We start from the raw sequence: 12106 nt of genomic DNA on the forward strand, positions 1-12106 counted from the left end.
AGGCACGGGGCTAGTCCAGGGCAGTGTTGAGCGATTCTCCGTTGGAGTTCAGCTTGTTGTAGACGTCGCGGAAGTTCGCGCGCATCCGGCCGAGCTCGTCGACGACCTCCTTGGTCGTCTTGTCGTGGGCGGCCTGGCTGGCCGACTCCAGCTTTTCGACGCTCTTGTCGAGCGCGTCCCGGACGTTCTTCTCCGCGTGCACGACGGCGGTGTGGAGCTTGGTCAGGGTGTTGGTGAGGTCCGGGTTCGGTTGGCGTCGCCTTCCGCACGCGTAACGCCGAAGGCATCGCGGCCGCCCTGGACGGCGAGAGGCGGGTGGAGTTCTACCGCGAGCTCCTGGCGGCCGCGCCGGAGGACGCCGAGGGGGGCCTGCGGCGCTGGCGGTGCGAGGCGATGCTCAACACCGACCCGGCCGGCGACCGGTTCACCGAGTCCGCACTGAACGGCACCCTGCCCACGAAGAGCGTCACCGCCGCCATCGCGCGCCGCTGAGCAGCCGGGCTGCCCGTTGAGTGAGCTGGACGGTCAGGAGCCGGGAGGCTGACCGTGCGAGACGGCTATGGCGAGGTGGTCCGCTCGATCCGCGACCTGGGCGCCGGAGCGCCCGCTGGTCGGCCCCGGGCTGACCTCGTCCAATACTTCCTGAAGCCAGCGCCCATACTGGGTCAGACGATGCTGCCCGGGACGGTCGCCGGCGCTGAGTCCCGGCTGGCCGGGTACATCCACGACGTAGGTGGGCCAGTGTGCCGCCAGCGCGGTGGCCAGCGGAATGCTCGTGGCAGCGTTGAAGTTGGTGCCGGGCACCACGACCACACAGGGTGTGGCCTGCTGTGGGCCGTCGCCCTCTCCCGCAGCGACGATATGAGTTCGACCGATGCATGTGGCCAGTGCCATGGTCCGGTGGGCCACCGGCCACCGTGCGAGCCGATTGGTGCACCACCTCTCGACATCGCGGTGAGCAGCGGCACTCTTATAGATGGCGGTCATCCCAGCACTGTCGCAGACGAACATGACCATCGCGGCGGCATGATGATGCTGGAGATCGAGTTCGGGCAAGGCTGTCCACCGGTTGTCGGCGCCGGAGTCGGCTTCCCTGGCCTGGCCGAACTCCTCGGCGGTAGCTGATCTCGGTCGTCGAAGAGCGCGGAGGCGTCCGACCGGGCGGGCCGCAGGTCTGGCGGGGCCGCTCGGCATGGTGGCGGTGGTGGCCATGTGGGCCTGCGGAGTTGCCGTGGGATGGGCGCTGGTCTACTGGCCGCACATGCCGTACGGCTTCTCCTTCGCCACCGGCCTGGATCCGATGGAGCACTCGACACCGGTGGACGCTCTGTACATCTCACTGGTCACCTTGGCCACTCTCGGCCTGGGCGACATCGCCCCGACCGTCGGATGGCTGCGCATCGTCGCTCCGCTGGAAGCCCTCGTCGGCTTCGCTCTGCTGACCGCCACCGTCTCGTGGATCCTCGGCATCTACCCGGCACTCACACGTCGGCGGGCACTCGCGCTGCGCCTGTCACATCTGCGCCGCGCCCGCCTCACCGAGGAATCTGTGGACACCGCCATGGCTGTCGCCCTCATCGACGGGCTGGCCGCCGACATCGCACGCGTGCACGTGGACTTCCTCCAGTACGCCGAGTCGTACTACTTCCACGACGGGCTCGGCGACACCTCCCTGGCCCACACCATCGGCTACGCCGTTGAACTGGGCCAGTCCATCCGTGCCGCTGGGCACGCCGACGTCCAGACCTCCGCAGCCGTCCTGACCGTCGCACTCGAAGATCTGGCCGCCGTCCTCGACCAGCGCTTCCTGCATACGGGTGGCAGCATGCATGAGATCTTTCGAGCCTACGCCAGGAACCACAACAGCCCTGGCCCAGCGTGACTCCCGCCCGGCGGCTTGCCTCAGCTCAGCTCGGCGAATGCCTCCACGGCGGCGGTCTTTCCGGTGACGATGATGACGTCGCCCTTCTCGACGACCGTGTCGGCTGTCGCGTAGGTGAAGTCCTCTCCCATGGGCTTGATGCCCACGACCGTCACGCCGTAGGTGCTGCGCAGTCTGCTCTCACCGAGCGGCAGGCCCCGTACGACACTCGGGGCGATCGTCTTCACCAGGGCGTAGTCGTCGTCGAACTCGATGAAGTCCAGCATCCGTCCGGTCACCAGGTGTGCGACGCGCTCACCCATCTCGTGCTCCGGCAGCACGACGTGGTGTGCGCCGAGCCGTTCCAGAATCCGGCCGTGCTGGCGGCTGATGGCCTTCGCCCAGATGTTGGGCACGCCGGCCTCCAGCAGGTTGGAGGTGACGAGGATGCTCGCTTCGACATCCGTCCCGATGGCGACGACAGCGCTGCCGAACTCGTCGACGCCGAGCTGGGCTAGTGCCTCCGGGTCGGTGCAGTCCGCCACCACAGCGTGGGTGAGTGAGTCGCTGTACTTCTGAACGAGCCGAGCGTTCTCGTCGATGCCCAGGACGTCCCAGCCACGCCGCATCAGCTCGGTGGCGAGGGAGCTGCCGAACCGGCCGAGCCCGATGACCGCCACGCGCTGATCGCCGCGCGGTGTGGGCTGTTCTGCCGCCCGCTTGCGGCGGCGCAGGTTGCGCAGGGAGTTCAGGAAGTCAGCCAATGACAGGTCGCTCCTCGGGTAGCTGGTAGCGGCGGGTCCGCTCGCGCAGGGCCAGCGCCGAGACCAGGGTGACCGGGCCGAGTCGCCCGATGAACATCAGCAGGGTCAGTACCAGTTGGCCTGAGGCGGGCAGATCCGCGGTGATTCCGGTGGACAGGCCCACGGTGCCGAACGCCGAGACGACTTCGAAGAGGACCGCCTCGAAGGGTGCTTTCGTCACGGTCAGCAGGGCGAGCGTAGCGGCCATCACCAGGCCGATGCCCAGCAGTACGACGGTCAGTGCCTGGCGCAGTACGTGCGGAGCGAGCCTGCGTCCCATGACAGCCGACGTGGGCTCGCCCCGTACCTCTGCCAGGATCGCGGCGCCCAGTACGGCGAAGGTGGTGACCTTGATGCCGCCCGCCGTCCCCGCGCTGCCGCCGCCGATGAACATCAGCATGCACGCCAGGAGCAGTGTTGATGGGTGCAGGGCGCCGGTGTCGATGCTGTTGAATCCCGCGGTGCGGGTCATGGTGGAGGTGAAGAACCCGTTCAGCACCTTGCGTGGGGTGCTGAATGCCCCCAGTGTCCCCTGGTTCTCCCATTCGAACAGGCAGATGAGCACAGTGCCGATGACCAGCAGGACCGCAGTGGTGCCGAGCGTCAACTTCGTATGCAGCGACCATACGCGCCGCCCCGTGAGCCGCTGCCGTCTGCGGTGGCGCAGCACTTCCAGCAGTACGGGAAAGCCGAGCCCGCCCAGGATGACGGCAGTCGCTATGGGCAGAGTCACCCACGGGTCCTGGGCGTAGCGCGTCAGGCTGTCGGCGTGCAGCCCGAAACCGGCGTTGTTGAAGGCGGAGACGGCGTGGAAGAGGCCCATGTAGGCGGCGTCCCCATGGGACATGCCGTAGCCGAAGCGGAAGCGCAGGGCGAGGATCGCGCCGACCGACAGTTCGACGATCAACGTGGTTCCGGCCACACCGAGCAGGACCCGGCGCACATCCCCGATGCCCATGCTCTTGGTCTCCGCCTGAGCGGTGAGCTGCATACGCAGCCTCAGCTTGCCGGACACCAGAAGGGCCAGCAGCGAGGCCATCGTCATGATGCCGAAGCCGCCCACCTGGATCAGGCCCAGGATGACTCCCTCGCCGAAGCCGCTCCAGTACGTGCCGGTGTCCACCACCGCCAGGCCCGTCACACAGACCGCGGACGTCGAGGTGAACAGCGAGGTGACCGAGCCGGCCGAGCTTCGCCCCTCGGTGGCTGCCGGCAGCGACAACAGCGCCGTACCGCCCAGGATCACCAGGGCGAAGGCGAAGACCACGCTCCGTGCCGGATGGCCGAAAAGGGCGCGACGCACCGGCGTCAGATATCGATTCACCTGCGGCCCTCCCTCTCTGCAGACCGCGGAAAGCGTACGCGACCCAGGTCGCCCGGGGGATGAGGCCCGGGAGCCGGTGCCTGTACCCGCTCACCGAAACCCAGTCGGTCGTCGAACGGCTGCGCGCCCGCGTCGAGGTCAATCACTGCCGTTCGCACGGCGGGCGTGGTCTGATACAGCTTCCCCTGATGTTCTGTGACGTCCTGTGCGGCGTCGAAGGAGTTGGGATGGGTAGGGCAAAGCAGACTGCCCCTGTACAGGGCCCTGGTTACCTGCGCTGGCTGGCCGGCTCACAGTGCCTATTAGCCGCCGTGGCCGTGGCGGGGGCGTTCGCCGTCTGGTGGCAACATCTACCCGATGCAATGGGGGTGCACTTCGCCGGGAGCGGGCAGGTCGATCGGGTTGCGGCTCCGTGGGAGACACTGGCGATGGCTGAGCTGACACTGCTCTTCATGAGGGCCGGTTCCACTCGGGCTGCCGTTCGAGTGGCGATGTCATTGCGTTCGATCTACACCGGCTCGACAACGCTTGCCGTCTTTCTGGGATACCTGTTCACCGTACTGGCATTGGCGAATTCCGACTCCGAGACCGCCCAGGAGGTGCGGATGCCGATGTGGCACCTGGGAGTGGCGTCCGCGCTGGCGGTCATCGTTGGCGTACTGGTGTGGGTAGTGTCAATCAAGGGCCTTCGCGCCAGCCCGCGCCGTCGGTATCCATCGGATTGCGCCCCGAGGGAGGGGCGGTCTGGATTCGTGTCATCGGTCCGCGGTGGCTGGTCGTGGTGGCGTTGCTGGTCGTAGCAGCTGCACTCGCGTGGGGGGCCGTTGGGCTCGGCATCAGGATTTTGGTTGTCGCCATTGGTTTCGGTGGTGGCGCTGATGGCGAGGGCACGAGTGAGTGCAGATGTAGATGGATTTCACGCAGTTCGGTCACTATCTCGTATCGCCGATCACTGGATTACTCAGCTAAGCGCAACCCCGTTTTGATTCACCTCAAGGGCTGGCGGCACAACGTGAACGCCAGCCCTTGTGGATGCCGACAGGAGTATCTCATGCTCACTTCGCTTCCCCTTGTGTACCTGTTACTCATGGCCGCCGCGGCGACATCCCTGTTCTCCTTCGCCATGGCTAAGTGGATACCAGGCCGAAAGGGCAAAGCGGTATGGCCTCTCATGTCCGTAGCATGCTGCGTCGGCATGATCCTGGTCGGTCGACTCCAATATCAGCACTGGTCGGCGCAGCACATGCTGGTTCTGTACTCCTTCGCATGGACCGGAGCCACGATCGGCCTCTTCCCGGCCAGGAAAATCATGCACAAGTACGCCGCTGAGATCAACGAAGGGGTCAAGCGAGAGAAGTACGAGTTCCCCGCGCGCTATCAAGTTGCCGCGATTTCCTCCGTCATCATCTCGTGCTTCCTGGCCACCCTCTTGTCATAGCGGTCAGGCACCTGTCCGGAAACGCAGGGCGCCTCAACATGCTGGGGCTGATGAGGCCGGAGGCGAGGGCCCCGGTCCCTGCGTTGTGGGCCATGCCGGCCCAGAGGGTGGTGAAGCTGTACGTGTTCCAGGTGTGCGCCGCAACCGGACGGGAAGCAGGTCGGCTTGGCGTAGCGGCCGCTGGGGAGGCTGCGCCGACAGGCAGTCTCCGGGGAGAGCCTTGCTGTCCGGCATTGTGGAGCTGACCGTGGCGATGTCCCTGATCAGGCCGGACGTGTGCGTGCGCTTCGGGGGCAGGGTGCAGGTTTGGCTGATGTGGAGCTGGTACCCGTTGCAGAACATGCGCGTTTGGTGGACCAGCGGGCGTCGGTGTCATACCGGCGAGGACAGCCGTAGGTGGCCGGGCGGGCGGCTGTCGCCTCCTTCGTCGGTCTTCTCCCGCCGCTTGACCACCTCCCGGCCGCCTCGTGTGATGGTGCGGGTGTAGTTCTGCAGCAGCACACACCGCAGGACCTGCACCGCGGGCAGCTCGCGCAGCCGGACCGGAGAGCGGGAGTCGTAGACCGCGCTGAGCAGAGCGAAGCCTGTGCCGGGCGAAGTCCACGGCCAGCTTGTGCTGTGCGGGAGAGGCCAGCAGGTCGACGGCCTCAGTGATGTAGCGGCAGGCGGTGGTGGTGCTCACGTCGAATCCCGGCGGTGAGCTGGGCGTAGGGGTGACCGCACCGCAGGTACGCCAGAACCAGAAGCGCCTGCCGTCCGGCGGTGAGTCGGCGCCCTCGCGCGCCCTGCTCGCGGCGGTGTTCCGCCAGTTTGCTGGCGAGGAAGCATAGAGCCGTGGCGGACAGATCGGCGCCGACTGGCTGGACAAGCACGCGGAAGCTTCTGATGGGCAAGCGCCCCTGGGCCGCACCGGTCTATCAGAAGCCTCTTACCGCCCCGACGCCACCTGCACCCCAACTACCCGCCCACTCAACCACTTGGAACGGCTCAGTAGACGGTCCATCACTTCCGGTCGCTGACGGCCGCAGCGATCGTCACCGCAATGCCGGCAAGGAGCGGTAGAACCATCGCCGCGAAAAGCCACGTGGGCACGTTCGGGTCCGGCGTCGAACGCCAGAGTATTCCGCAGCCCGCGAGGAAGGAGATGCCGATGCAGGTGTTGAACAGCAGCAGGGCGCGTGCGATCCGACGTGCCGAGACCCGGCTGCCGGGCCTGTTGAGCAGACACGAGGTCACCTGCGCGGCAGCGGACGGTGCGGCGTTGGCGTTGGACAGCTCATCGCGCGGTGTCACTCGCAGTGTCAGTTCCGCGCAGCCAGCCATCAGCACCGTCACTCCCGCATACAGGAAGACCAGCACGAACGCGCTGCCGATCGACTTGTCCGTCCAGGCGTCCACTCCGTCGCCCCCAATGTGTTTCGGTATCCGCCCCGGTAAGTGCGGGTAGCGGACCGCGCCCCAAGTCGCCAGCACGACGGGCAGGACGGCATTGGGAAGCAACCACAGCCGGACAGGGGAGGAGAACACCATGGGACCAATCATCTGATGGGAGCTCGAGGCCGAAAAGGGCTCAGTAGCGAGCTGATCTTGGGTACGGCTGCCACGCTCGCTTTCAGCGACCCGGCGACACTCTTCCGGCCGGCGGCCTACATCAGTGACAACCCCTCGTGCGACGGCGTCGAGGCCGGTGGGCGTTCTGCCTCGTTCCGGTGACCGTCCGGACTGGATGCGCTGGACATGCGTCGCGGTATCGCTGACTGCGAGGCGCCGCCGGAAGCACCTGCCGCGGATCACGGACTCCCGCCGGACATGGTCCGACGGGAATCCGTGATCTCTCAGAAGTACCCACTTCTGCGAACACTGACCGTGAGGACCGTGACAGAGAGTTCTCATCGCTGCGGACTGGGCCGTCCAGGGCTGCGGCGGATAGGGTGTAAAGAACGCGCCAAGACGCGCGGGGTGTGCCGGGAAGTCTGGTCGGCGTAGAAGGGGCCCGTGGGCCCATGTGCCGATGCCCCGGAGGTTTTCCCGGATGTCTGCTGCCCCGCGTGAGCGTTCCGTCTTCCTCGCTCTGTTGCCCTGGCCGGAACGCGTTCAGGTGGCCCGGGCCCTGCGGACCGAGACGGTCGGCGGGCTGGTGCTGCTGGCGGCGGCCGTGGTGGCGCTGGTGTGGGCGAACACCCCGTGGAGCGGAGCGTACGAGCAGATACGTGACGTCCACTTCGGTATCCCCGCACTGGGCCTGGACCTGTCGGTGGAGCACTGGACCGCGGACGGGCTGCTGACGATCTTCTTCCTGGTCGCCGGGATCGAGTTGAAACGCGAGCTGGTGGTCGGCGAGCTACGCACTCCCGCCACCGCGGCCCTGCCGGTGGTCGCTGCCGTCTGTGGCATGGTCGTCCCCGCCGCCGTCTACCTGGCCACCACCGGGCTCGGCGGGGGAAGCGCGCAGGGCTGGGCGGTGCCCATGGCCACCGACATCGCCTTCGCGCTCGCCGTCCTCGCGGTGCTCTCCACCCACCTGCCCTCCGCACTGAGGGCCTTCCTGCTGACCCTGGCCGTCGTCGACGACCTCGGCGCGATCCTGGTCATCGCTGTCTTCTTCACCGCAGACCTCAACCCGGTCGCGCTCGCCGGGGCAGTGGCCGGGCTCGTCGTCTTCTACCTGCTCCAGCGCTACCGGGTGCGCGGCTTGTGGTGGTACGTGCCGCTGGGTGTGGCCATCTGGGCGCTGACGTACAACGGCGGCGTACACGCCACGGTGGCCGGCGTGGCGATGGGCCTGATCCTGCGCACCACCCGCGACGAGGGCGAGAAGGTGTCGCCCGGGGAACGGACCGAGCATCTGCTGCGGCCGGTCTCGGCCGGTGTGGCCGTTCCCCTGTTCGCCCTGTTCGCCGCGGGGGTGAGCATTTCGGGCGCGGCGCTGGGCGAGGTGTTCACCCGCCCGGAGCCGCTGGGGGTGGTGATCGGTCTGGTCGTCGGCAAGTCGGTGGGGATCTTCGCCGGCACCTACGTGGCAGCGAGGTTCACCGGGGCCCGCCTCAACCCGGACCTGGCCTGGGCGGACGTGTTCGCCCTGGCGGTACTGGCCGGGATCGGCTTCACCGTCGCCCTGCTGATCGGCGAGCTCGCCTTCCCCGACCCGGCCGATGCCGAGTACATCAAGGCCGCCGTCCTGCTCGGCTCGCTGATCGCCGCGGCCGTGGCCGCCCTGCTGGTCAAGCGCCGCAACGGGATCTACCGCCGCCTGTGGGAGGCCGAAACGCGGGACGAGGACGCCGACGGCATTCCCGACATCTACCAGCAGACCAACCGCGGCAGCGCCGCGGGCGATAGCTGAGGAGGACGTCATGCGCGCACGAGAGCTTGCCGAGCCCTTCCCCTTCGTGACCACGGACGACGATGCGATCAACGGAGCCCGGATGCTGGCCGAGCAGTCGCTGCCGGCCCTGCTGGTCCTCGACACCGACGGCCAGCCGCACGCCATCGCGCCCGGCTCCCAGCTCATCGGCCAGCTCATCCCCTCATACATCGCCGAAGACCCGGCGCTCGCCGGGGTCGTCGGCGAGCAGCACGATGGCGAGCTCGCCGAACGGCTCGCGGGGCTCACGGTGGCCGAGTGGGCGCCGCGCCGCCTGTACCCGCCGCCCGTCGTCGGGCCCGACGCACGCCCCATGGAGGTTGCGGCCCTGATGGCCCGCACCCACAGCCCCGTGATCGCCGTCATCGAACGCGATCAAGGAGACGTGACGCTACTCGGCACGGTCACCGCCGCCCGTCTCATGCAGCACTTCATCCAGGTGGCAGCATGAAAGCCGCCAGTCGGTCGTCCTCTGGTGACCTGCGGTCACTCTCGCGCTGTGGCTGCTGGGCGATGCTTTGGACCAGTCTGCGAGCCTCGCCCGGTCGAGCTGCCTCCGCTGCACTACTGGTCGCCGTGGGGGAAGCCGGCGATTGGCTGCGCCGTCGCCGGCGCGCACACCATGGTCGGTCCGGACCGGAGGCCACCCCTTGAGCAGGCGTTCGCCTCGTCCGCGGCGGGGGCCGTCTTTCCATGGCCCGGTCAGGTACGGAGAGGCTCAGCCAGCCGGATCTCCTCCAGCTCCGCCTTGGCCTTTCTTGATCTTCGTGGCGACCCGCTTGCAGAACTCGTCACCCGGTTGGCACGGACCCGCACCCGTGTGCTGCGCAAGCCCGCCGGAGACGATTCCGGGGTCGCTGTCAGCGACCGGCATCGTACTGTTCGCGCCAATTGTCGATCAGTGCCGCCATCTCGCGTTGCATGAACACGTAGAAGTCCTGCATCTCGTGGAGACGGCGCCCGGCGACGCTGTCCGCTCCGGCGCCCTTGAGGCCCTCGGCGGCGGCGTCGCCCATCACGGCAAGCATTGCGTTCTGGCTGCTCATCAAGGTGGCCCAGGCGTGCTCGCGGAAGCGGTAGTGATCGCGGCGGCTGCCTGGGGCCGGGACGCGCTCGATCATGCCGGTGGGAATGAGTTGCTTGACCGCGCCGGAGACGGCGCCGGAGCTGATCTGTAGCTCCTCGCAGAGGTCGGTGGCCGTCATGGTCTCCTGCTGGCTGAAGAGCAGGGCGGTCATCACGCGCGCGGTGGTCTTCTGCATGCCGCCCTGCGCCAGGGTGAGCGCCAGCCTCTCCGCGGTCTCGCGCAGCCGGGTGTCCGTGCCGTCGTCCATGCCTCTCAGCATACCGAGCTCTCTTATAGTTCAGATATCTCCGAACGTTTACAGATCTCTGAAAGCTCGCTAGCTTCTGCGCATGAAACATGCCATCGAGCTCCGGGAGCTCACCAAGACGTATGGATCCCGCCGCGGCCTGACCGGCCTGTCCCTGGACGTCCGGGCAGGAGAGGTCTTCGGTTTCCTCGGGCCCAACGGCGCCGGAAAGTCCACGACCATCCGCCTGCTGCTCGACCTCATCCGCCCTACTGGCGGCACCGCCACCGTCCTCAGGCTCGACCCGCGTGCCGACGGAGTCCGACTGCGCGCACGGGTCGGCTACCTGGCTGGTGAATTCGTCTGCGACGGACGGCAGAACGTTCGCGCCTACCTGCGCTTCCTCGCCGCCCTGCGCGGCGGCGTACCGCAAGGGAGGATCGACGATCTGGCCGACCGGCTGGGACTCGACCAGAGTGCGAAGATCAAGAAGCTGTCCAAGGGCAACCGGCAGAAGGTCGGCATCGTGCAGGCATTCATGCACACCCCGGAGCTGCTGATCCTCGATGAGCCCACCTCAGGGCTCGACCCACTGGTCCAGCAGACCTTCCTCGAGTTGGTCGCCGAGGCCGCCGCAAACGGTCAAACCGTCTTCATGTCCAGCCACATCATGAGCGAGGTCGAAGCGGTCGCCGACAGGGTCGGCATCATCCGCGACGGGCGCCTGGCCGCTGTGGACACCGTCACCAATCTGCGCACCGGAACCGTCCGCGACATCGAGGTCACCTTCGCCCGGCCAGTGGAGACCGCCGCCTTCGCGGCAGTCGAAGGCGCTGGACAACTGCACCTCGACGTGTCCGGCACCACCCTCACCGGCCAGGTCACGGGAAGCCCCGACGCACTCATCAAGGCACTCGCCAGGCACACCGTCACCGGACTGCGCGCCACCGAACCCGCCCTCGAAGAGCTCTTCCACACCTATTACGAGGGCGCCAACGCCGAGCCACGCACCCCCACCCAGCCCGCCTGACAGCCATGCAGCCTGCTCGGCTCCCCGCCTTGGCCAAGCCTCCAGCCCCGACCGAGAGAAGGACCCCCACCATGAGCACCGCCCTCTACACCATGTCCCTTTCCGACAGCCGTCGCGGACTCATCGGCTGGCCGCTCGGCACCGCAGCGGTCGGGATGATGTACGCCTCCACCTACCCCTCGCAGAAGGACAACACCGCAAACCTTCCTCAGGCCATGCGCGATGCCCTGCACATTGACGCCACCGCTGCCGGCTACCTCCAGGCCAGCGTCTTCGGTCTGATCCTGCCACTGCTCGCCATGATCTACGGCACTGCCACCGGGGCCCGTGCCACCGCGGGCGACGAGGAGTCCGGACAGCTCGACCTCCTGCTCGCCCACCCCGTCACCCGCACCCGTCTGGTGCTCCAGCGCTTCGGCGCCCTGATCACCGGGGCTGTGACCATCTCCGTACTCGTATGGCTCGGCCTGCTCGCCATTCGCGACAGTGCCGAGCTCGCCAGCGTGACCCCGGTCGAACTGCTCGCCCAGTGCGCGAACCTGGCCCTGCTCGCGCTCGTCTTCGGCGCTCTCGCCACCGGCCTCGGGGCCGCCTTCGGCCGACGCGTCGTCGTCCTCGCCGCGACCGCGGTGAGCGGCGTCCTCACGTACGCCGCCTACACCTTCGCCACTCAGATCGGCGCCGAGTGGCTCGCCTACCTGTCCCCCTTCCAGTACTACATCGGCGGCGAGCCCCTCAAAAACGGCTTCCAGTGGCTCGATACCGCAGTGCTCGGCATCGTCACGGCCGTCCTCATCACACTGGGAGCCGTCCTCTTCGGGCGTCGAGATCTGAACAACTGACCGCAGGAACGGGGCCGGCAGGCGCCGCAAGGCGACGCCCAAAACGCTGTGACCGCACAGTGCCAGCAGGCGGAGAGTACGGATCCCCGCAAGGGAAGAGAATCGGATCGCGGGGATCGGGGGGTGCCGGG

14 protein-coding genes and 1 pseudogene are annotated in these 12106 nt (G+C 67.6%); 7 read left to right on the forward strand and 8 right to left on the reverse strand.

Annotated features, from left to right (window positions below; all coding sequences use genetic code 11):
- Positions 1-10 precede the first annotated feature (10 nt).
- A complete protein-coding gene (locus HYQ63_RS35725) occupies positions 11-202 on the reverse strand; it encodes a hypothetical protein (protein WP_257232346.1) in 192 nt (63 codons plus the stop codon).
- Positions 203-315: 113 nt separating this feature from the next.
- Here HYQ63_RS35725 and HYQ63_RS35730 point away from each other — a divergent pair, with 113 nt between their 5' ends.
- Positions 316-492, forward strand: a complete 177-nt coding sequence (locus HYQ63_RS35730; protein ID WP_257232347.1) for a hypothetical protein — start codon at positions 316-318, stop codon at positions 490-492.
- Between the two features lie 33 nt (positions 493-525).
- Here the strand turns inward: HYQ63_RS35730 and HYQ63_RS35735 are convergent, their stop codons facing one another.
- On the reverse strand, positions 526-1056 hold the full coding sequence (locus HYQ63_RS35735) for a hypothetical protein (protein WP_179937857.1): 531 nt from the start codon (positions 1054-1056) through the stop codon (positions 526-528).
- Positions 1057-1231: 175 nt separating this feature from the next.
- Between HYQ63_RS35735 and HYQ63_RS35740 the strand changes: the two genes are divergently transcribed.
- Positions 1232-1882, forward strand: a complete 651-nt coding sequence (locus HYQ63_RS35740) for a potassium channel family protein (protein ID WP_257232348.1) — start codon at positions 1232-1234, stop codon at positions 1880-1882.
- Positions 1883-1902: 20 nt separating this feature from the next.
- Here HYQ63_RS35740 and HYQ63_RS35745 read toward each other — a convergent pair whose 3' ends face one another.
- A complete protein-coding gene (locus HYQ63_RS35745) occupies positions 1903-2625 on the reverse strand; it encodes a TrkA family potassium uptake protein (protein WP_218929599.1) in 723 nt (240 codons plus the stop codon).
- Positions 2618-3988 (reverse strand): TrkH family potassium uptake protein, encoded by a 1371-nt coding sequence (locus HYQ63_RS35750; protein WP_179937859.1) that lies wholly within the window; start codon positions 3986-3988, stop codon positions 2618-2620. The genes HYQ63_RS35745 and HYQ63_RS35750 overlap by 8 nt, the downstream gene beginning before the upstream one ends.
- Positions 3989-4766: 778 nt before the next feature.
- Here HYQ63_RS35750 and HYQ63_RS45075 point away from each other — a divergent pair.
- On the forward strand, positions 4767-5426 hold the full coding sequence (locus tag HYQ63_RS45075; protein ID WP_257232349.1) for a hypothetical protein: 660 nt from the start codon (positions 4767-4769) through the stop codon (positions 5424-5426).
- A 372-nt stretch (positions 5427-5798) separates the two neighbouring features.
- On the opposite strand, the gene HYQ63_RS45080 is transcribed toward HYQ63_RS45075, so the two are convergent.
- From HYQ63_RS45080 to HYQ63_RS35765, 3 genes and pseudogenes are all read right to left on the reverse strand, one after another.
- A complete protein-coding gene (locus tag HYQ63_RS45080; protein WP_257232350.1) occupies positions 5799-5927 on the reverse strand; it encodes a hypothetical protein in 129 nt (42 codons plus the stop codon).
- 118 nt (positions 5928-6045) lie between these two features.
- Positions 6046-6298: pseudogene (locus tag HYQ63_RS45085) on the reverse strand (transposase family protein); the annotation flags it as partial.
- Positions 6299-6428: 130 nt separating this feature from the next.
- The gene (locus HYQ63_RS35765) at positions 6429-6956 is read right to left on the reverse strand and encodes a DUF1648 domain-containing protein (protein WP_179937861.1); all 528 of its coding nucleotides are present in this window, start codon (positions 6954-6956) and stop codon (positions 6429-6431) included.
- Between the two features lie 502 nt (positions 6957-7458).
- Between HYQ63_RS35765 and nhaA the strand changes: the two genes are divergently transcribed.
- Together nhaA and HYQ63_RS35775 are read left to right on the forward strand one after the other, a co-directional pair.
- Positions 7459-8769 (forward strand): Na+/H+ antiporter NhaA, encoded by a 1311-nt coding sequence (gene nhaA / locus HYQ63_RS35770; RefSeq protein WP_179937862.1) that lies wholly within the window; start codon positions 7459-7461, stop codon positions 8767-8769.
- 10 nt (positions 8770-8779) lie between these two features.
- On the forward strand, positions 8780-9241 hold the full coding sequence (locus HYQ63_RS35775) for a CBS domain-containing protein (RefSeq protein WP_179937863.1): 462 nt from the start codon (positions 8780-8782) through the stop codon (positions 9239-9241).
- A 409-nt stretch (positions 9242-9650) separates the two neighbouring features.
- Here HYQ63_RS35775 and HYQ63_RS35780 read toward each other — a convergent pair whose 3' ends face one another.
- Entirely contained in the window at positions 9651-10124 is a 474-nt protein-coding gene (locus tag HYQ63_RS35780) for a GbsR/MarR family transcriptional regulator (protein ID WP_257232351.1), read from the reverse strand.
- Positions 10125-10206: 82 nt separating this feature from the next.
- Here HYQ63_RS35780 and HYQ63_RS35785 point away from each other — a divergent pair, with 82 nt between their 5' ends.
- Together HYQ63_RS35785 and HYQ63_RS35790 are read left to right on the forward strand one after the other, a co-directional pair.
- Complete coding sequence (locus tag HYQ63_RS35785; protein ID WP_179937864.1) at positions 10207-11133, forward strand: ABC transporter ATP-binding protein; 927 nt, start codon at positions 10207-10209, stop codon at positions 11131-11133.
- 71 nt (positions 11134-11204) lie between these two features.
- Positions 11205-11975, forward strand: a complete 771-nt coding sequence (locus HYQ63_RS35790) for an ABC transporter permease subunit (protein ID WP_179937865.1) — start codon at positions 11205-11207, stop codon at positions 11973-11975.
- Positions 11976-12106 lie beyond the last annotated feature (131 nt).

This window comes from Streptomyces sp. Rer75, assembly GCF_013414305.1.
GTDB lineage: Bacteria > Actinomycetota > Actinomycetes > Streptomycetales > Streptomycetaceae > Streptomyces > Streptomyces himastatinicus.